General features: G+C 45.8%; 17 protein-coding genes. All 17 read right to left on the bottom strand.

Annotation, left to right across the window (positions count from 1 at the left end; all coding sequences use genetic code 11):
* Positions 1–4 precede the first annotated feature (4 nt).
* Positions 5–1,636, bottom strand: coding sequence for a chaperonin GroEL (gene groL / locus ACEW8F_RS03190; RefSeq protein ID WP_373482028.1), 1,632 nt, complete (start codon positions 1,634–1,636; stop codon positions 5–7).
* A 30-nt stretch (positions 1,637–1,666) separates the two neighbouring features.
* The gene (gene groES / locus ACEW8F_RS03185) at positions 1,667–1,951 is read right to left on the bottom strand and encodes a co-chaperone GroES (RefSeq protein WP_373482027.1); all 285 of its coding nucleotides are present in this window, start codon (positions 1,949–1,951) and stop codon (positions 1,667–1,669) included.
* A gap of 235 nt (positions 1,952–2,186) precedes the next feature.
* The gene (gene tsaD / locus ACEW8F_RS03180; protein WP_373482026.1) at positions 2,187–3,200 is read right to left on the bottom strand and encodes a tRNA (adenosine(37)-N6)-threonylcarbamoyltransferase complex transferase subunit TsaD; all 1,014 of its coding nucleotides are present in this window, start codon (positions 3,198–3,200) and stop codon (positions 2,187–2,189) included.
* A 287-nt stretch (positions 3,201–3,487) separates the two neighbouring features.
* Positions 3,488–4,183, bottom strand: coding sequence for a TIGR01906 family membrane protein (locus tag ACEW8F_RS03175; RefSeq protein WP_373482025.1), 696 nt, complete (start codon positions 4,181–4,183; stop codon positions 3,488–3,490).
* Positions 4,176–4,619 (bottom strand): ribosomal protein S18-alanine N-acetyltransferase, encoded by a 444-nt coding sequence (rimI, locus tag ACEW8F_RS03170; RefSeq protein ID WP_373482024.1) that lies wholly within the window; start codon positions 4,617–4,619, stop codon positions 4,176–4,178. The genes ACEW8F_RS03175 and rimI overlap by 8 nt, the downstream gene beginning before the upstream one ends.
* On the bottom strand, positions 4,616–5,302 hold the full coding sequence (gene tsaB, locus ACEW8F_RS03165) for a tRNA (adenosine(37)-N6)-threonylcarbamoyltransferase complex dimerization subunit type 1 TsaB (protein WP_373482023.1): 687 nt from the start codon (positions 5,300–5,302) through the stop codon (positions 4,616–4,618). The genes rimI and tsaB overlap by 4 nt, the downstream gene beginning before the upstream one ends.
* Positions 5,303–5,435: 133 nt before the next feature.
* Positions 5,436–8,039 (bottom strand): glycoside hydrolase family 3 C-terminal domain-containing protein, encoded by a 2,604-nt coding sequence (locus ACEW8F_RS03160; RefSeq protein ID WP_373482022.1) that lies wholly within the window; start codon positions 8,037–8,039, stop codon positions 5,436–5,438.
* A 41-nt stretch (positions 8,040–8,080) separates the two neighbouring features.
* The gene (gene proC / locus ACEW8F_RS03155) at positions 8,081–8,896 is read right to left on the bottom strand and encodes a pyrroline-5-carboxylate reductase (RefSeq protein WP_373482021.1); all 816 of its coding nucleotides are present in this window, start codon (positions 8,894–8,896) and stop codon (positions 8,081–8,083) included.
* A 307-nt stretch (positions 8,897–9,203) separates the two neighbouring features.
* Positions 9,204–10,091: an EamA family transporter RarD gene (gene rarD / locus ACEW8F_RS03150; protein WP_373482020.1), complete on the bottom strand. Its 888-nt coding sequence runs from the start codon at positions 10,089–10,091 to the stop codon at positions 9,204–9,206.
* Between the two features lie 34 nt (positions 10,092–10,125).
* Positions 10,126–11,382 carry a phosphoribosylamine--glycine ligase gene (purD, locus tag ACEW8F_RS03145; protein WP_373482019.1) on the bottom strand — a complete coding sequence of 419 codons (1,257 nt, stop codon included), beginning with the start codon at positions 11,380–11,382 and terminating at the stop codon, positions 10,126–10,128.
* A 221-nt stretch (positions 11,383–11,603) separates the two neighbouring features.
* Complete coding sequence (purH, locus tag ACEW8F_RS03140) at positions 11,604–13,133, bottom strand: bifunctional phosphoribosylaminoimidazolecarboxamide formyltransferase/IMP cyclohydrolase (RefSeq protein ID WP_373482018.1); 1,530 nt, start codon at positions 13,131–13,133, stop codon at positions 11,604–11,606.
* Between the two features lie 106 nt (positions 13,134–13,239).
* Positions 13,240–13,878, bottom strand: a complete 639-nt coding sequence (gene purN, locus ACEW8F_RS03135; protein WP_373482017.1) for a phosphoribosylglycinamide formyltransferase — start codon at positions 13,876–13,878, stop codon at positions 13,240–13,242.
* Complete coding sequence (purM, locus tag ACEW8F_RS03130) at positions 13,869–14,915, bottom strand: phosphoribosylformylglycinamidine cyclo-ligase (protein ID WP_373482016.1); 1,047 nt, start codon at positions 14,913–14,915, stop codon at positions 13,869–13,871. Before purM ends, purN begins: the two co-directional genes overlap by 10 nt.
* A gap of 50 nt (positions 14,916–14,965) precedes the next feature.
* A complete protein-coding gene (gene purF / locus ACEW8F_RS03125) occupies positions 14,966–16,354 on the bottom strand; it encodes an amidophosphoribosyltransferase (RefSeq protein ID WP_373482015.1) in 1,389 nt (462 codons plus the stop codon).
* Positions 16,355–16,430: 76 nt separating this feature from the next.
* The gene (gene purC / locus ACEW8F_RS03120; RefSeq protein WP_373482014.1) at positions 16,431–17,138 is read right to left on the bottom strand and encodes a phosphoribosylaminoimidazolesuccinocarboxamide synthase; all 708 of its coding nucleotides are present in this window, start codon (positions 17,136–17,138) and stop codon (positions 16,431–16,433) included.
* 34 nt (positions 17,139–17,172) lie between these two features.
* Positions 17,173–17,667 carry a 5-(carboxyamino)imidazole ribonucleotide mutase gene (gene purE, locus ACEW8F_RS03115; protein ID WP_373482013.1) on the bottom strand — a complete coding sequence of 165 codons (495 nt, stop codon included), beginning with the start codon at positions 17,665–17,667 and terminating at the stop codon, positions 17,173–17,175.
* A gap of 83 nt (positions 17,668–17,750) precedes the next feature.
* Entirely contained in the window at positions 17,751–21,500 is a 3,750-nt protein-coding gene (locus ACEW8F_RS03110; protein ID WP_373482012.1) for a phosphoribosylformylglycinamidine synthase, read from the bottom strand.
* Between the last annotated feature and the right edge of the window lie 49 nt (positions 21,501–21,549).

Raw genomic sequence — 21,549 nt, 5'->3', positions numbered from 1 at the left:
AGGCTTACATCATTGGCATTCCGCCCATGCCGCCTGGCATTCCGCCCATACCAGCATCTTCGCTAGGAAGATCAGCAACAGCTACTTCAGTGGTTAAGAACATTGCTGAAACACTGGCTGCATTTTGAATTGCTGAACGAGTTACCTTGGTTGGGTCAATGATTCCAGCCTGGAACATATCAACAAATTCGCCTTTAGCTGCATCGTAACCAACGCCAACCGCTTTACCAGCCATTTGAGAAATGATCACTGAACCATCATGACCAGCATTTTCAGCAATTTGTCGCATTGGTTCTTCAATCGCCCGACGAATAATGTAGGCGCCGGTTTTTTCGTCACCTTCCAGCGTTTCGATTAAAGCGTCAAGTTTTGGAATTGCATTGATGTAAGCAGTACCGCCACCAGATACAACCCCTTCTTCAACCGCTGCCCGAGTCGCATTTAAGGCATCTTCAATCCGGTATTTGATTTCTTTCAGTTCAGTTTCGGTGGCTGCACCAACCTGGATAACAGCTACACCACCAGATAATTTAGCCAAACGTTCCTGTAATTTTTCTTTATCATATTCAGAAGAAGTTTCAGGAATCTGAGCTTTGATCTGACGAATTCGTTCTTCAACTGCGTCTTTGTTTCCGCTGCCTTCAACAATAATGGTATCTTCTTTGTCAACCTTAACCTGACGGGCACGGCCTAATTGCTCGATGGTGGTGGTTTTTAATTCTAAGCCTAATTCGTCAGAGATGACTTCTCCACCGGTTAATGCGGCAATATCAGCCAGCATTGCTTTACGTCGATCACCAAAGCCTGGCGCTTTTACAGCAACACAGTTAAAGGTTCCGCGTAATTTATTAACAACCAGGGTTGCCAGTGCTTCGCCTTCAACGTCTTCAGCAATGATTAACAGTTTGCTGCCGGTTTGAACGATTTGTTCTAAAACTGGTAAGATTTCCTGGATGTTGGAGATTTTCTTATCAGTGATTAAGATATATGGATTTTCAAGGATAGCAACCATTTTTTCAGTGTCAGTTACCATATAAGCTGATAAGTAACCACGGTCAAATTGCATCCCTTCGGTAAATTCAAGTTCAGTGCCCATGCCTTTGCCCTCTTCAACAGTGATAACACCGTCATCACCGACTTTGTCCATGGCTTCGGAAATCAGTTTTCCAATTTCGGCATCAGCTGCAGAAATGGATGCAACCTGGGCGATTGCTTCTTTGCTTTCGATTTTTTTGCTGTTTGCTTTTAATTCTTCGACAACAGCCACAACAGCTTTTTCAATCCCTTTTTTCAGTACCATTGGGTTTGCACCGGCAACAACGTTGCGGTTACCTTCACGAACAATAGCCTGAGCCAATAGGGTTGCTGTGGTTGTACCGTCACCTGCTACGTCGTTTGTTTTGGTAGCAACTTCTTTAACCAGTTGAGCACCCATGTTTTCAAAGGCATCTTCCAGTTCAATTTCTTTGGCAATAGTAACACCATCATTGGTGATGGTTGGTGAACCATATGATTTGCTAAGAATAACATTTCTTCCTTTTGGTCCTAATGTTACCTTAACGGTATTTGCTAATTTATCTACACCAGTAATCAGTGCTGCTCTGGCGTCTTCACGAAATCTAATCTCTTTAGCCATATTATTTTCCTCCTGTTTTTCTGAATTTTATTATTCTACGATTGCTAAAATATCGGCCTGACGAATGATTAAAAACTCATCTTCTCCGATTTTTACTTCATTGCCGGAATATTTGGAATAGATAACTTCATCATCTACCTTAACGTCCAATGGCACTTTTTTGCCATCGATAATTTCTCCAGTTCCGACTGCAACTACTTTACCCTGCTGTGGTTTTTCCTGGGCAGATCCCGGTAAAACAATTCCACCTAAAGTTTTTACTTCTTCAGCTTTAACTTTAATTACTACTTTGTCACCTAAAGGTCTTAAACTCATTTTTTCCTCCATTTGATTATCTTGGGTACGCTGTACCTTTTATTTCATTTATTAGCACTCATTCATCTTGAGTGCTAATAGTATTTTAAATGATTTGCAGTTTGATTGCAAGTTTTTTTTCCCTTTTTGATCATCTTAATTTTTTTTAAGATTGTTTTAATTTTTAAAGAGGGTACTATTCTCTTTATATAAATGAGTTTACCCTTTTAAATACAAGACTTATTCCCTGATGATTTCATTGCCGGGTTCCAATTTTTAGACCCGGTATGCTGTTGAGGCTCAGGTCGCTTTCTTGCCCATTGATATAGTTATAATAAGCCATCGAGCCGATCATGGCGGCGTTGTCGGTACAAAGAATCGGATCAGGATAGTACAGGGTCATGCCCGCATCGGCAGCGGCCTGTCCCATCATTTTTCGCAATAGCGAATTACAGGACACCCCGCCGGCCATACAGATGGTCTTCATGCCGATGCTGTTCGCACAGGCGATGGTTTTGCTCACCAACACCTCGATGACTGCCAATTGAAAAGAGGCAGCAACATCATCGGGATTCACCGCTTCATTTTTCATTTTCTTGCCATTGAGGTAATTCAGCACTGCAGATTTTAATCCACTGAAGCTGAAATCATACTGGGTTTTATCCAGCATCACCCTCGGAAAAGCGATGGCATCGGGGTTGCCATTTTGGGCCGCGGCATCAATGGCCGGGCCGCCGGGATAACCCAACCCCAAAACCCGGGAAATTTTATCAAAGGCTTCACCGGCGGCATCATCGATGGTTCGTCCCAGGACTTTGAAGGTCTGGTAATCTTCCACTAATACCAGATGACTGTGTCCGCCAGATACCACCAAGGTTAAAAAAGGTGGTGTGAGTTCCGGATATTGGAGAAAATTAGCAGCGATATGGCCTTCAATATGGTGTACGCCAATCAGCGGTTTCCCCAGACTATAAGCCATCGCTTTAGCGGTGGAGAGACCGATCAGCAGCGCCCCCACCAGCCCCGGCCCATTGGTCACGGCAATGGCGTCCATCTCGGCCAGGGAAAGCTTGCTTTCTGACAGGGCTTCGTCGATGATATAGGGCAGTTTGGTGACATGGTTGCGGGAGGCAATCTCCGGCACCACGCCCCCATATTTTTGATGAATATCAATCTGGGAATAAATCCGGTTGGTCAATATTTTCCGGCCATCTTCAACAATGGCAACGGATGTTTCGTCACAGGATGTCTCAATACTAAGAATTTTCATGTTTACCTCGATTAGAATTACTCTTTATTTGTACTTCAGTTTCTCCATATTACCGCACCGACCAATTGTTAATCAGTTGTATGCGCACACCACGAGAAATCCGCTTCGCTACTTTCTCTTAGGTTCGCGGGCAGTCGCCAACTACAAGCAAGCTTGTGATTGGCTCGTTGCCTTCGCGAAAATTCGTACAGGCTATCGCCGTGTTCGCCATGAGGCACACAACACAATATAACAATTGTCGGTGCTACTTTGTTTGTAAAATCTACTTATGTTTCATCACTATTATTTTAAATTTTTCGTGTCTTTAGCAAGATCAGTCCCGATCCTAGAGTGGTGAGTCCCAGGGGCACCAGGATGTAGATGACCATCCGGCCGATCATTGCGAAGAAGAAGGGCTCAGGGACAATCCAGATCAGTCGGTCGGTTGATGGGTCCATTATCCATAAGTCATTGGAAAAAAACAACTGATGGAAAAGAATGAAGGTGTCGTTGAAATTAAAAACAAAACTCGCTCCAACGACCAGCAATATCACCATAAAAATGGTCGAGCCATAGAATAAGGCCTTGATGATAGCTTTATTATTATATTTCAACAGCATCAGAAAGGCTATCAGCGCCAGAATCAGGGCAGCGTCGCGAAGGCCGAGAAAGAATAACAGCAGATCTCTGACATCATCCATATGGGTGATTTCTTTGTCATTGAAAATAGACACATAATCCACAACGTTTTTGGCATTTTTCGGTGCCAAACGGGCTTTGATGTCAAAATCCTGCCGATCTCCTTTGAGGTAACTGATGATTTCACTAACGACCAGATCCATATCCGGGGGATAAATGCCAGTATTTTCAGTGACCTGATTTTTCCTCATCTGATCCATGTAAAAAGCTTTGTCAAACACCGCTGCTTCAATACCGCTGATAAAAATAATAACCGGAACCAGAATTCCCAGCAGCACTGCAACTATTTTGATGGTTTTATTCAAGTCCATACCTCCACATGATGATTCCGTCCATTCCGGTACCATAGTAATCTTTTCGTCGGCCTTCCCGGGTAAACTTATTTTTTAGATAAAAATTAATGGCTGGCTGATTATCTCCTCTTACCTCCAGGGTCATCACCACACAACCTTTTTCCAGTGCTAACGCCAGCATCGCGTTCATAATCGCTTGCCCAACCCCAGACTGACGATAGGCTTCCCGCACCGCGATATTTGTAATGTGCGCTTCGTCAAGCACCTGCCAGAAGCCGCCAAAGCCAATAATTTCGCCATCCGCTTCAGCGACAATATAATTGGAGAGGATGTTTCTGGTTTCCGACTGATAGGAATCCTCGGTCCAATTATGAGAAAAACAGGCCTGATCCACCTTAAAAACTCCGACTACATCCCGGGATTCCATTAAACGATAACTGATCATCATTTTTTATGCTCTTCGGCGTAGGAAGGTCGGATATAAAAGGGTTCCACTTCCCGATAGTGGCTGGTCGCCCCTTTTAATGCCCGTTCCAAGACCAGGGCTCCGGCTGACGAGGCCCGATTCATATTGAGATAATTGGGGACGATCCGGGCCGTTGGGATCGCTGCCAGCAGGATTTGTGAAAACCGCGGCACGCCATCGCCTAAAAAATAGATGGTCTCATTTCTCGCTTTTAAAAAAGCAATGAGATCATCAATTTCCATCACCGCATCGGCCATATCCCGAACCAGATGGCCGTCTTCGAAATGAAAAACCCCGGTGTAGGTCTGATTGCGCTGGGCATCCAGAAGCGGGCAGATCAGACCATTGGCAAAGGGAATATTCATCGCGAGACTCTCCAGGGTGGATACCCCCACTACTGGTTTATTCAGGGCCTGGGCAAATCCTTTGATGGTCGCCATGCCAATGCGCAACCCAGTAAACGAACCGGGGCCGGAAACAACGCCGAAAACATCAATCTCCTGAATCGAAAGACCCCCATCACTGAGCAAATGATCGATGGCAATCATCAGTTTTTCCGAGTGTTTTTTTTGATGATTGATAATCATTTCGCCAACTAATTTTTCTTGATTTAATATGGCAACTGATGCCACAATGGTGGATGTATCAATGGTGAGTGTATTCATCTTTTATCTTTCCTTCTTAAATAATATTAGTCTGAACTATACTGAGGGATTAAAAAAAAATCCCTCAGCTATACAAAGAGAAGGTACCGATCATTAATTGCAAACTAATCGGTACACTTTCATGTCAATCGCCTTACTTCTTTTTTAGTTTTGCCAGTGTGTTGAGATCCCGTTCGATATTTTTAAGTTTTTCGTCAGAGAAAAAATCGTCGGGAAGTAATTTCTGCACCTTATCAAAACAGATTCCCATTTTGATGGCCATTTGCAGATAGTCACTTTCAAAGGTTTCGTCGCCAAAATAATTTTTGAGAATCTTCATGACATCCTCATCCTCGACCAGCTCCCGAACTTTGGAATGGATACAGAGATACTCTTCGTCATTGCCACCGAAAAGACTCTTAAAAAAACCCTTTTTCTTCTCGGTACAATTAACCAGTTTCTCGAAGGTGACTCCTACCAGAGACTCATCTGAATTGACCAGTTCGATAATCTTATCAATACACTCTTCGCTGAAGATTCCATTGGAAAACTCAACCAGTTTGCGAAGTGGCGTGTTGGCCAGCATCGTCATAAAAAAGTCATCTTCTCTGGTTTGATCATCCCCCATGATCTCTTCAAACCCTGAGAGCAGCAGTTTTAAAATGATCTGGCCCCGATCTGTTTTTTTGAAATCGCTGAGATAGGATAACGGGTTGATGGGATGGATCAGATCTTTGGTAATCTGAACCGGATAAACAATCGGTAAATCCCGGCTGGATGAGCCAATATAAATCTGGTGGCTACCCGACTCATGTTCCCATGATCTGGTGGCGGGATTATAATAGCTAAAGTCACTGAGCCCCAGTTCAAAGCTAACCTCGGCAGATCGCTCCCCGGGGATAAAGACCTTTTTGAATCCCCGGAGTTCCCGCAGCGGTCGCAGGATGGCCGTATCTGATTTTCCGGTGTAAAGCTGAATAATTTCTTTGCCGTTCATAACTCCGGTATTGGTGATCCGGCATTTAACAGTGACTGTTTTTTTGGCATCAATTGTTAACTCCGGTTCCTCGATGGGCTCATAGTTAAAATGTGTATAGCTAAGCCCAAACCCAAAGGGAAACCGAACCTTCTTTTTAGTAAAGTCGTAATAACGATAACCCACAAAAATACTCTCGCCGTAAACCACCTCATCGTGGATTCCCGGAAAATTTATGTAAGCCGGGGTATCTTCCAACCGCATCGGAATCGTTTCTGCCAGTTTGCCGCAGAAATTATTTTCGCCGAATAAGAGCTTCGCAATGGCATCTCCACCGGCCTGACCGCCTAAAAACATCTCGACAATGGCCTTGGGCTGGTGTTCCCAGCTCATATCCACGACGCCACCATTCTGAACAATCACCACCGTTTGAGGTTGAACCTTGCAGATCTTGCGGATCAGAGCAATCTGTTTTTGGGGCAGATACAAATGGGTACGGTCATAACCTTCCGATTCATCGTGATCCGGCAAGCCCACAAATAGCAAAGCCATTTCCGAGTTTTTCGCTACCTCCACCGCCTGCTCGGCCAGATGGATTTGCTCCACTACCTCATCATGGATATAGCCCTGATGGGGGAATAGCTGTATTTCGTCGCCCACCAATTTTTTTATCCGTTCATAGGGGGCATCGATATGATAGGGGTTAATTTTTGAACTGCCGCTGCCCTGATAGCGGGGATCAAAGGCCATGCTTCCAATGATCGCCAGCTTCTTAATTTTGGTTCGATCGACGGGCAGAATATTTTCTTCATTTTTCAGCAACACCATACTTTCAACCGCTGCTAATTGGGCGATTTTATGATGCCCCTTCGGTTCAATTTCCAGATCCGTGGCATAGTTTTTGCGGTTTTCCTTGACCTGAAAGGAAAAGCGAATCAGGCGTTCCACCATTTCATTGAGAATGGTGACTTTCAACTTACCTTCTTTGATCCGGTCAAATATTTTCTGGTTATTGACGCCGCCGTTGCCGGGCATTTCCAGATCCATTCCCGCGTATACCCCTCTGACCCGGTCATAAACAGCACCCCAGTCGGACATGACGATCCCCTCAAAGCCCCACTCGTTTCTGAGCAGTTGGGTCAGAAAATAATTGCTCTGGGAGACAAACTTGCCATTAATGCTGTTATAGGAACACATCACCGCCATCGGTTTTCCTTCTTTGACGGCGATCTCAAAGGGTTTTAAATAAATTTCCCGCAACGCTCGGATATCAATTTTTTCGTCCACGGTCATGCGCCGGGTTTCCTGATTATTGGCCAGATAATGCTTGACTGTAGTTCCCACGCCATGATCTTTGGCTCCGAGGATAAAACTTTTCCCTAATCGACCTGACAGCAGCGGATCTTCTGAAAAATATTCAAAATTACGTCCACACAGGGGGGATCGCTTGATATTGATGCCAGGGCCCAAAATCAAGTCAATACCCATGCTCCGGGCCTCCAGGGCAATGGTTCGGCCCTCAAATTCAAGCAGTCCTTCGTCCCATGAACAGGCTGAGAGTACCGCCGGTGGAAAACAGGTGGCCGGTTTACCCTGGGGGATCCCCAGCGAAACATCATTATCAATCACCCGCATACCATGAGGGCCATCAGCCATATACACAGATTCAATGCCATATTTGGAATAGCCCACGGTTTCCCAGTCAGTTCGGCCCGAACAGAGGGATACCATTTCTTCGAGACTCATATTTCTTCGTATTTTTTTAATTAATCCTTCATCCATGATAAATCATCTCCTTAGTGGATTAACCAAATTTAATAAAGTTATACCTGTTTTTTACTCATCGCCAAAGATTTTTTAGCACAGGCGTCTACCGCAGAAATCACTGCGTCTCTAAAACCTTTGGCTTCCAGCACCCGAACGGCTTCGATGGTAGTTCCCCCGGGAGTACAGATCTGATCTTTTAGTTTTCCCGGATGCTCTCCGGATTCAAGAACCAGTTTGGCGGCACCGTAAACTGCCTGGGCCGACAATCGATAAGCCTGATCCCGGGGAAAACCATGGAGTACCCCGCCATCGGCCATGGCCTCAATTAGCAGCATCGTATAAGCCGGTGCAGAACTGGCAATTCCGGGCACCACGTCCATCAGCTTTTCGCTGATGATTTCAGCTTTTCCAAAACTTTCAAAAATCTTGATGACATCCTCGGTATCTTCCGCTGACATGTGGCCATCCGGACAAAGGGTAGAATCGGATTCTCCCACAAATGCCGGAGTACTGGGCTGGGTTCTAATTACTTTAACATCTCTGCCCAAAAATTCCTTAATGTCTTCAAAACCAACACCCACCGCAATCGAGATAATAATCACCGATGGTTTGATACTCCCGGCAATTTCTTCCAACACCTTGGAATATAAAAATGGCTTCACTGCCAAAACCAGATAGTCGGCTTGTGCCGCTACAGCTACATTGGAATCCTGAACATTAACCCCATATTCTTCCCCCACCTGAGCTCTTGCCGCGCTCGAGGGATCAAAACATAGAATATTTTCCGGAAGGAATAATTCGCCCTTCACCAAACCACCAATCATGGCCTTTGCCATGTTTCCGCAACCAATAAAACCAATATTATTTTTCACGTTAACTCCTCATGTTTTGTGCTATAAAGCTGTTTGTGCATCGGCCGTGATCAATAAGATCATTCTTTGATACTCATGGGTTTCGCAATTCTCTGCGATGCCGATTTATTCTTAGATCCTTGCCTTTTAATCTTTATACCCTCTATTTTAGACTTTAATTCAAACCAGCGCAAACCTAAAATGGAAAAACCCACTAATTCTTAAATTAATGGGTGAGGTTGTCGGTACTGGGTTATCTTTTTTTGACAGTCTGAACCATTTATTCTTAAATTAAAGGGTTGATCAGATAATTTTCGCTTGTTTGTTTTTATAAATCCGGCTCTACAATTTCTTTGCTACCGTTATGGATCTTCGAAATGGTAAAGATAATCAAGGCCACCCAGATAAATCCAAAACCAATCAGATCCACCGTTGAGAAAGCTTCACCATAAAGAAATACCCCGAGGAACAACATAATTGTGGGGGTAATGTATTGAAAAAAGCCCAATAGTGAAAAGGATATTTCCTGGACCCCCTTGGCATAAAGCAGTAACGGGATGGCAGTGACCACGCCGGCCAATACCGCCAACGTTGTCACCATCGGACTACCCAGCGCAATGACCCCTTGTCCCTGGCTTTCGATATACAGAATCGCCACAAAGGCAAACGGTGCCACCACAGCGGTTTCCAAAATCAGTGAGACTATCGGGCTGGCATTGAGCTTTTTCTTAAATACACCATACAAGGCAAAGGTGAGTGCCAGAACAATGGCCACTACCGGAAATTTGCCGATTTTCAGGGTAATGAATAAAACCCCGACCAAAGCCAGCAAGACTGACAGACTTTCCCATTTATTGAATCGTTCTCCAAAGAAAAGAGCGCTGAACAATACCACCACCAACGGGTTGATGTAATACCCCAAACTGGCATCAATGATAAAATTGGCATTCACGGCCCAGATATAGGTATACCAGTTAAGCGACACCATGATCCCACTGAGAATGCAATAAATAAATCTTTTTTTATCTAACAGGATGGTTTTTATTTCTGGCCATTTCTTGATGATGGTGACAAAAATCACACAAAATAAGAAAGACCAGAAAATTCGCGAAGCCAGGATGTAAAGCGGTGACACCTCTTTGAGTGCCTTCCAGTAAATCGGGAGGATTCCCCATAAAACATATGCCATCATGGCGCTGATAATACTCTTCTGCATGGTAGCCCTCCATAAAAATTTCTACTATTAAATTTTAGTTGAACTTGGCAATATCAGTTCGGTATTGGGCGCCGTCGAAGTGGATTTTGCCGATGTTGGCGTAGACAGTTTTTCTTGCTGCTTCACGGGTTTCACCCAGGGCGGTGACGCAGAGAACCCGGCCGCCGTTGGTTTGCAGTTCGCCGTTTACCAGTTTGGTTCCGGCGTGGAAGACGACGCAGTCCTTCACATCTTGAATGCCAGTGATGACTTTGCCTTTTTCGTAAGGGCCGGGGTAGCCGCCAGAGGCGATTACCACGCAAACGGCTTCTTTGTTACTCCATTTGATCTCACAGTCTGCCAGCTCGCCAGCGATGACGGCTTCCATAATGTCGACCAGATCAGATTCCATCCGCATCAGGACACTCTGGGCTTCAGGATCGCCGAAGCGGACGTTGAATTCCAGAACCTTCGGTACGCCGTTGTCGATCATCAGGCCAATAAACAGGATGCCTTTAAAGTTCATGCCATCGGTAATAAAACCGCCTATAATCGGATCCAGTATTTCAGTTTTGATGCGTTTATTCAGGGCTTCGTCGGCAAACAGTACGTTGGGGGAATAGGTTCCCATGCCGCCGGTGTTCAAGCCTTCGTCATTGTCGTAGGCTCGTTTATAATCCTGGGCACTTTCCATCGGGACAATCGTTTTGCCATCGACAAAACAAAGCATCGAGGCTTCCTGTCCCGTAAGAAATTCTTCGATAACCACCTTATCGCCTGCTTCTCCGAACTCCCGTTTTTTCATAATCATTGCCATGCCTTCCAGGGCATCGGCTTCGTTTTCGGGAATCAACACACCTTTACCGGCGGCCAGACCATCAGCCTTGATCACCATCGGATAGCCGTAAATGCCCAGATCTTTGATAATTTCATCAAAATCAGTATACTCTTTATAGGCGGCGGTGGGAATATTGTGACGGAATAAAAATTCCTTGGTAAAGGCCTTGCTGCCCTCAAACTGAGCGCAATGTTTGTTGGGACCAAAGACTTTTAAGCCTTCAGCTTCAAAAGCATCAACCATCCCCATCACCAGGGGAACTTCGGGACCGACAACGGTAAGGTCAATCTGATGTTCTTTGGCAAAGGCCAAACAGCCGGGAATATCTTCAACCGACAAATTCACACATTCAGCCAATTCTGCCATCCCACCGTTACCCGGGGCGGCATATATTTTTTCAACCCGGGTACTTTGGGCAAGCTTCCATGTTAACACATGCTCCCGGCCACCGGATCCAATCATTAATATTTTCATCTGTCTCTCCTTGTTTTGCTTTGTGTTTTTCAAATCTTCGTGACAAACTGGAAACGGGCGATCACGGATCGCCCCTACACAATCAATCAAACCTTGTTTTGCTAAGAGAATTGTTCGAATTCAAGGCGGAGACGGTTTTGGCCGACGGGAGCGTATGCTTAATACGTGACCAAGGCCAAAACCGTCTCCAACGCAGAAGTCGGGCAATTATCGACGCAAAACTAGTGTTTAAAGTGGCGCATGTTAGTAAATACCATCGCAATGCCTGCCTCATCACAAGCTTTGATTGAATCTTCATCGCGTCCAGCCCCACCGGGTTGGATGATGGCAGTAATACCGGCAGCGGCGGCGGCTTTGACGCTATCGTCAAAGGGGAAGAAGGCATCGGATGCCATTACCGCTCCTTTGACGGTTTCGCCAGCCTGACGGATGGCGTTTTCCAGGGCGCCGACCCGATTGACCTGGCCTGGTCCGTTGGCAATCAGACATTTATTTTTAGTTAAGCTGATGGCGTTGGATTTAGTGTTTTTAACCGCTTTCCAGGCAAACAATAATTCGTCCATTTCGGCTTCGCTGGGCTGACGTTTGGTAACAACTTTTAAATCATCATAAAGCTTGGTATCGCGTTCCTGAACCAGCAGACCACCCATCACTTTTTTCACTTCATAGCTTGGTTCGTTGTGCGTGATGTCGGCCAGCTCCAATAACCGCAGATTTGGTTTAGCTGCCAGAATCGCCAATGCTTCCGGTGTAAATTCTGGCGCGACAATTACTTCCAGGAAGGTTTCCACCATTTCTTTGGCGACGGCCTCATCAATCAGTCGATTGGAAGCAATGATGCCGCCATAAATAGAAACTGGATCGCTATCATGGGCTTTCTTATAAGCCATCGCAATTTTTTCGTCGCTGGCAATGCCGCAGGGATTGGCATGCTTAACCGCGACTATGGTGGGTTCGTCCCCATATTCCTTTAAGATTTCCAGGGCGCCGTTGGTATCGTTGATATTATTATAGGAAAGTTCTTTCCCCTGGAGTTGTTTAGCTGCGGTGAGGGCTCCTTTAACCGGAACCACTTCGCCATAGAAAGCGGCTTTCTGGTGAGGATTTTCGCCGTAACGGAGATCCTGAACCTTTTCAAAGGTCATCGTGATGGTGTCTTGTAAGACTTCCCCGGCAACCCGTTTTCTTAAATAGTCAGCAATCATTGTGTCATAATTGGAGGTCGTTTCAAACACTTTTAAAGCCAGGTTATAGCGGGTTTCATAGTTTGTTTTTCCGTTTGCCTCCAGCTCAGCCAGAACCACTGCATAGTCTTCCGGGTCCACTACCACAGTCACATCATTAAAGTTTTTGGCCGCCGAGCGCAGCATCGTTGGTCCCCCGATATCAATGTTTTCGACAGCATCGGAAAAGGCAACCCCTTCTTTTAAAATGGTGTTTTTAAAGGGGTAGAGGTTGATGACCAGTAAATCGATGGGGGTAATCTCAAGCTCGGCCATCTGTTTCTGGTGATCCGGGTTATTGCGGATTCCCAGAATCCCACCGTGAATTTTAGGATGCAGGGTTTTGACCCGTCCGTCCAGGCATTCCGGAAAGCCGGTCACTTCTGAGACGCCGGTAATTGTTAGTCCTGCTTCTCGCAGGGCTTTGGCGGTTCCCCCGGTGGACAGGATTTCCCATCCCATTGCTGCCAGTTTTAATGCAAATTCAACAATCCCACGTTTATCCGATACACTTAACAATGCTCTCATTTTATTCCTCCAAATTTATTACTGTAGCCAATTGTGAAAGTGCCATGAGCTTTGTGCCCAGTTTCGCAATTGTCTATTATTACTTAACAAGTTTCCCCACTTTTATCTAATTTGACTCATTTCGTTTTTTAATAAGTCGGCCTTCTATCGTCAATTGGTCAAGACAAAAAGCCTTCACCGCCTGTGGTAAAAGCTCGTGTTCAATTTTAAGGACTTTCTGCTGAATCGATTCCGGTGTGTCATCATCCGCGACTGCGACGGTTTCCTGCAGGATAACCGGGCCGCCGTCGGCCACTTCGTTAACAAAGTGAACCGTTGCCCCGGTGACCTTGACGCCATAATCGATGACGGCCTGATGAACATGAATCCCGTAAAACCCGGCCCCGCAAAAAGATGGAATCAGGGCTGGATGAATGTTGATAATGGCATTGGGATAAGCTTCCACAAAGGCCGGGGTAATGATTTTCATATAGCCTGCCAGAACCACCAGATCGACATCGTAGCCTCTTAAAATCTCGACAATTTTTTCATCAAAGGCTTCATTGCTGGGATAACCTTTGGGATTGATGGCCACTGCCGGAATCCCGGCGGCTTCCCCCCGTTCCAGACCAAAGGCCTGGCGGTTGTTAGAAATCACCACCGCAATTTCACCATATTTGTGATGAATGGTATCAATCAAAGACTGAAAATTTGTCCCGCCGCCAGAAACCAGCACGCCGATTTTTTTTAATGCTTTTACAGACATAAGTCGATTTTTTCCTCTCCTTTAACAATGGTGCCAAGGATAACCGGCTTTTCGCCCTTGGTTGTCAAGCCAGACACAAAGGCTTCAACCTGATTTGCTGGCAGCACTGCCACCAGACCAATCCCCATATTAAAGGTAGCATACATGCTTTCAGCGGGAATTTTCCCTGCTTCCTGAATAAATTTAAAAATTGGCAGGGTTTCGATCACCCTGGCATCAACCTTGGCACAAAGTCCGTCGGGAATCATCCGGGGAATATTTTCATAGAAACCGCCACCGGTAATATGGCTCATGCCCTTGATTCCGCAGGGTTTGATCAGATCAGCCAGCGCATTAACATAAATTCGGGTCGGTGTCAGCAGTGCTTCACCCAGGGTCATGTCCAAATCGTCCACATAGGTATTAACATCCATGGACAGATCTTTAAATAAAACCTTTCGTACCAGCGAAAAACCGTTGCTGTGAACCCCGGAGGATGGCAATCCCACCAGAACATCACCTTCAGCAATAGCTGCGCCAGTGACAATATCATCTTTTTCGACGATGCCCACCGCAAAACCGGCCAGGTCATATTCATCCAGGCCATACATATCCGGCATTTCAGCCGTTTCCCCACCGATTAAGGCCATATTTCCCTGGATGCAGCCTTCAGCAATTCCTTTGACGATGGTAGCGATTTTTTCCGGGTAGTTTTTGCCGCAGGCAATGTAGTCCAAAAAGAACATCGGTTGGGCACCCTGACATAATATATCGTTAACACACATCGCCACGCAATCGACGCCGATGGTATCATGACGATCCATCATAAAAGCCAACCGTAGTTTGGTTCCAACGCCATCGGTTCCGGAAACCAGGACTGGTTTTTGATAACCTTCGGGCAGCTCGAACAGCCCGCCAAATCCGCCCAGGTGAGAAAGAACCCGATCATTAAAGGTCCGCTTTACATCGGCTTTCATTAGTTTAACCGATTCATAACCCGCTTCCACGTCCACTCCGGCCTGTCGATATGCATCTGTTTTTATCTGATTTTCTGACATGTTTCCTCCATTTATTTTTTAGTTCCAGTTAATTTAATTTCACTTGCGATTTAGTCGTTGGCATTTAGAATTGGCACTTCCATCGGATATTCTCCGTCAAAGCAAGCGCGGCAGAAGGTTGTTTTTCCGCCAACTGATTCCGTTAAGCCATCCAGGGAAATATAGGCCAGCGAATCTGCGCCTAAAATTTCTCTGATTTCTTCCACGGTTTTCTTGGCACCGATCAGATATTTTCGCCGCGGGGTATCAATCCCAAAATGGCAGGTATGAGCAACCGGCGGGCTGGTGACCCGAAAATGAACTTCTTTAGCGCCGGCCTGTTTTAAGATCTCAACCAGTCGCTTAGAGGTCGTTCCGCGAACGATGGAGTCATCAATAATAATGACCCGTTTGTCTTTAATGGTCTCTTTTAATGGGTTTAGTTTGATTCGCACCCCTTCTTCTCGCAGCTTCTGATTGGGCTGAATAAAGGTCCGGCCAATGTATTTGTTTTTAATTAAACCGACCCCATAAGGAATCCCTGATGCTTCGGCATAACCAATCGCAGCACCAATTCCCGAATCTGGAACTCCAATAACCACATCTGCCTCAACCGGCGACTCTTTGGCCAGAATTTCGCCGGCTTTATGACGGGCGGCATAAACCGAGGTTTCGTCCATCACAGAATCCGGACGGGCAAAATAAATCAACTCAAAAATACAGGCTTTCTTTTTAACCCAATTGTTTTGACCATAACTGGTTAAGCCATTTTCATCAATGACCACAATTTCGCCGGGTTCAACATCCCGGACCAGCTCTGCCCCGATGGCATCCAGAGCACAGCTTTCCGAAGCCAGAAAAAAATCTTCATCTTTCTTGCCAATGCATAGGGGACGTAAACCATAGGGATCACGGACTCCCACCAGTTTGTCACCAACTGTGATTACCAGAGCATAGGCGCCCTTGATAATTTCAACCATCCGCTGAATCGCTTCGATCATCCCGTGACGCAAACTTCTGGCCAGAATATTTACCATAACCTCGGTATCAATGGTGGTTTGAAACACAACCCCGGAATCTTCCAGCATGTTTCGTAACGCGCTATCATTGATAAGGTTACCGTTGTGGGCTAAAGCGATTTGACCGACACTGTGGTTGACCGTTAAAGGCTGGGCATTGGTGACGCCATCTTCTCCTGAGGTGGAGTAACGAACATGGCCGATTCCAATGTTTCCTTTGAGCTGTTTTAAAACGTTGCCTTTGAAGGCGTCGCTTACCAGGCCAGTCTCTTTGTGGGTTAAGATTTTCCCGTCTTTGTTCACCGATATACCGGCGCTTTCCTGACCTCGATGTTGAAGCGCATAAAGTCCATAATAGATATATGAAGAACAGTTATTCTCTTTGGATTTGAGATAAGCCCCCATTATTCCACATTCATCGCGAAACTTGTCATTTATCATTGGTATGTTGTACCCTCCAGGTATTAGATTTTAGTTTTCCAGATGCCTTAATTTTTTACGTGAGTCGTAATGGTTCTTATGCTTGGACTCGTTTAAGCATCTCTTCATAGGCTTCTTCGATATTGCCAAGGTTTCTTCTAAAACGGTCTTTGTCCAATTTTTCATTGGTTTCCACATCCCAGAAACGACAGGTATCCGGTGAAATTTCATCGGCCAGAACAATTTGTCCATCATTGGTTTTACCGAACTCGATTTTAAAGTCAACCAGGTTGATGCCTTTTTCCAGGAAATATGCTTTTAAGATATCGTTAATTTTAAAAGTCATTTCGCGGATCACTTCAATTTCTGCGGCGGTGGCCAGTTCCATAGCAATGGCGTGATAATCGTTGATGACCGGATCCCCGAAATCATCGTTTTTATAGCAGAATTCGAAGATTGGTGACTTTAATTTCAGCCCTTCTTCGAGACCGAGGCGTTTACAAATAGAACCCGCAGCGGTGTTGCGGATGATTACTTCCAGCGGGAAAATAGTAACTGCTTTAACCAGTTGTTCATTTTCGGAGAGAATTTTGACAAAATGGGTGGGGATTCCTTTTTCTTCCAGCATCGTGAAAATCACGCCGGTCATTTTATTGTTGATAACGCCTTTACCGCCAATGCTGCCTTTTATCTCACCGTTGAAAGCGGTGGCGTCGTCTTTATACTCAATGATAAATTCGTTGGGATTGTCGGTTTTAAAAACTTTCTTGGCCTTACCTTCATACAATTGTTCTAATTTTTCCATCTTAATCTCCTTTATTTCTAATTGATGATGTGATTTATAGTATTTCCTGAACCTTTTCATTTTTTGCAACGACTTCGTCGTTGAGCTGAATTTTGAAAGCCTTCATTTTTTCGCGAATCTCCGGGTACTTGATTGATAGCATCTGGGCTGCTAAAATCCCGGCGTTTTCAGCGCCGTTGACAGCTACCGTGGCAACTGGTACGCCGGATGGCATCTGGACAATTGACAAAAGCGAATCCAGTCCGCCCTGAAAAGAGGTTTGAATGGGAATGCCGATAACCGGAAGTGGTGTGATTCCGGCGATAACTCCTGGCAGGTGGGCAGCTTTTCCCGCTGCCGCGATGAAGACTTCAATTCCCCGGTCTTCAGCGGTGGTGGCGTATTCAAAGATTTTGTGGGGATTCCGGTGGGCTGAAATGACTTGAACATCATATTCAATGCCAAACTTTTCCAGGGCAATCAAACATTTTTTAACAATCTCAAAATCAGAATCACTGCCCATGATAACAGCAACTTTTGGTGTACTCATTTTTATCTCCTTTTGGTATTTACTTCTTAATTTTCTAACACTAGTTTTGTAATTTATAATTAATTTAAAATAATAAATACAATTTATTTAAAATAATTGACGCCGGCTTTAAATATCTGCTGATCCATAGTGCCGGGAATATTTTTATAGAGATTCTTCCCGATCCGTTCGGAATGACCCATTTTTCCAAGTACCCGTCCGTCCACACTGGTAATGCCTTCCACTGCAAAAACCGATCCGTTGGGGTTGAAGCGGCCTAAAAGGGTGGCTTCGCCGTCAAAATCTACATATTGAGTGGCGATCTGACCGTTTTCGATGAGGTTTTTCAGCACTGCATCGCTGGCCACAAAGCGCCCTTCCCCATGTGACATCGGAATGCGATGGATGTCTCCCACCTTGGTATTTGCTAACCACGGCGACAGATTGGAACTGATTCGGGTCATCGGGATGGTGGACACATGCCGGCCGATGGTGTTAAAGGTCAATGTCGGCATCTCCTCAGTGATCGCACAGATTTCGCCGTTGGGCACCAGGCCCAGCTTGATCAGCGCCTGGAAGCCATTGCAGATTCCCAGCACCAGACCGTCGCGGTTATTGAGTAAATCCATGACGGCATCCATCATCTTGGGATTTCGGAAAACCGAGGCAATAAATTTACCGGAGCCGTTGGGCTGATCGCCAGCACTGAATCCGCCGGGAATCATAATCATCTGGGAGGCTCTGATATGCGCGGCCATTTCATCAATGGAGCGGGTGATGTCCTGCGCCGACTGATTTCTAAAAATCGTGGTGACCGGTTTTGCGCCGGCGTTCTCAAAGGCTTTGGCCGAATCGTATTCGCAATTGGTTCCCGGGAATACTGGGATAAACACCTGCGGTTTTGCCTGCTTTTCTTTACGGTAACCAATCGGCGTGGCCGTAAAGCTTAAGGTTTCGACCTGGCCAGTGGTTTCCGCTTTTTCCGGATAAACTGACCGCAACGGCGCTTCCCAGACTTCAACCAGTTCATTGATCGCGATGGCATCACTGCCATAAACGATTTTACCAGTATCATTTGTTTTCCCGATCGGGGTTGATCCCTCCAGGATTTCAAAGCTTTCGACTAAAATACTGCCATATAACGGTTTAAACAAAAAGGCGGGATCGATCCGGTCATTGAGGGTAACTCCGATGCCGTTGCCAAAGGCCATTTTTGCCACAGCTTCGGCCAGGCCGCCGTAGCCGATGGTTTTTGCACTTAAGATTTTGCCTTCCTGGTTGGCTTTGATGATGATATCATAAACAGCTTTAACCACTGTCAATTCCGGCACCCCATTTTTGTCTACCGGCAGGGTGAACAATTGCAGCAATGACTCTGAGGACTTTAGCTCGCTAGTGATCACCGCATCGACATGAGACGTTGCCACCGCAAAAGAAATCAGGGTTGGCGGCACGGTCAGTTCCCCAAAGGTGCCCGACATACTGTCCTTACCACCAATGGCCGGTGTTCCCATCGCCGTCTGAACCTGATGGGCGCCTAAGAGCGCCGCAAAAGGTCGACCCCATTTAAGCGGTTCTTTGCCCAATCGTTCAAAATATTCCTGAAAACTGAGTCGCGCCTTTTTATAATCCCCCCCCATAGCAACCAGTTTGGACAGGGATTCGAGAACCCCCATCATCCCCCCTAAAAAGGGACTGTTTTTGGCAATGGTCGGATTATAGCCAAAGGACATCATACTGCAGGTGGTGGTGTCGCCATGAATCATCGGGATCTTGGCCACCATACCATCCATTGGCGACAGCGCGTTTTTGCCGCCGTAGGGCATGACCACAGTGCCGGCACCGATGGTGGCGTCAAACATTTCCACCATGCCACGCTGACTGGCTACATTCAAATCTTTTAGGGTTTCGGTCAGCTGATTGATAAAATCGAATTGTTCGTCTTTTTTCGGGTCTTGATCCACTGTTTCTATTACGCTTTTTATTTCAGTTGGCGACTCAACCACCACATCAATAAATTGCGGGGCGCCGTTGGTTTCCAGAAATGCCCGGGAGATATTCAGAACTTCTGCGCCCCGCCATTTCATGATCAGCCGGCCGGAATCGGTGACTGTGGCAACTGCGGTAATCTCAAGATTTTCAGTGTTGCCCATGGCAATAAAAGCACCCACATCTTTAGGATCAACCACCACGGCCATTCGTTCCTGGGATTCGGAGATGGCCAGCTCAGTGCCGTCTAAACCTTCATATTTTTTTGGCACCTTGTCCAAATCAATTTCCAGACTGTCCGCCAGTTCGCCAATGGCCACCGATACACCACCGGCGCCAAAATCGTTACAGCGCTTGATTAAATTCGCCAGTTCTTTGCTTCTGAATAACCGTTGGATTTTTCGTTCTTCGACCGGATTCCCTTTTTGAACCTCAGCACCGCTTTCTAAAATGGATTCTTCGGTGTGTGCCTTGGATGAGCCTGTAGCGCCACCGCAACCGTCCCGTCCGGTTCGTCCACCGACTAACAGTACCACATCACCTGGAGTAGGACGTTCCCGGATGACATTTTCTTTGGGAGCCGCTGCTATCACAGCACCGACTTCCATTCGTTTGGCCAGAAAACCAGGATCATAAACTTCGGTTACCTGACCAGTTGCCAGACCGATCTGATTCCCATAAGAACTATAACCATGGGCCGCTTCAGTCGAAATTTTGCGCTGTGGTAATTTACCGGGGAGCGTGTCTTCAATCGCTGCCCGGGGATCCCAGGCACCGGTAACCCGCATCGCCTGATAAACATAACTTCGTCCCGAAAGGGGGTCCCGGATGGCCCCGCCCAAACAGGTGGCAGCACCTCCGAACGGCTCAATTTCGGTGGGGTGGTTATGGGTTTCATTCTTAAACATCAGCAGCCATTCTTCGTCGACACCATCATGATCGACGACCATGTTAATGCTGCAGGCGTTGATTTCTTCCGATTCATCCAGATCCGGTATCCGCTCCTGCTTTTTGAGGGCTTTGGTGCCAATCACTGCCAGATCCATCAGGCTCATCGGTCGTTCGGTATTTTCACTATATAGTTCAGTTCTGGCCTGACAATAATCATCATAAGCCAGCTTCATTGCCTGTGAAATGGGATCGTCACCCAGGAACCGCACCTGACTAATCTGGGTCAAAAAGGTCGTATGACGACAATGATCCGACCAATAAGTATCAATTACCTTTAATTCCGTAATGGTCGGATTTCGTTTTTCATCGTTATTAAAATAATTTTGGACGAATAAAATGTCCTCAGTAGTCATGGCGAATCCATTCTCCATCCGAAACGCTTCTAATTGGTCAGCATCCAGCGCTATAAAACTATCCAACGATTTGATATCTGCGGGCTCCCGCACCTCATCGACCAGGCTGACAAAAGGTTCCAGGCTGGCTTCCTGAGAATCGACCGGATTGATCATATAGTGCTTGATGCTGTCGAGTTCATTTTGTGTCAGTGCACCTGTGAGTACAACAATTTTTGCTACCTTAACCAGAGCCCGTTCCCCAGACACGATCTGAATACACTGAACTGCAGAATCACCATGCTGGTCATATTGGCCGGGCAAATAGGAAATTCCAAAGATTTTCTCGTCATCGTTAATCTGAAGGGATCCTTCAAAGACCTGATCGACATTGGGTTCGGATAAAATGGTGCCAATAATCTGATCGAACAAACCATCTGCCACGCCTTCGACATCATATCGGTATAGAATCCGCATGGACTTAAGCTTTTGAATCTTTAAAATTCGTTGAAAGGTATGTGTCAGCGATTTGGCTTCTACTTCAAACTTGTCTTTTTTTTCTACAAAAATTCGTTTTATCACAATTTTTCCACCTTTTTTAATGATAAACTTATTTTACTATTTCCGAACA

The sequence above is a fragment of the Acetobacterium sp. genome (assembly GCF_041752335.1).
Taxonomy (GTDB): Bacteria; Bacillota; Clostridia; order Eubacteriales; family Eubacteriaceae; genus Acetobacterium.
The sequence above is the reverse complement of the archived record's forward strand: the minus strand, read 5'-3'. Positions and strand labels throughout refer to the sequence as shown.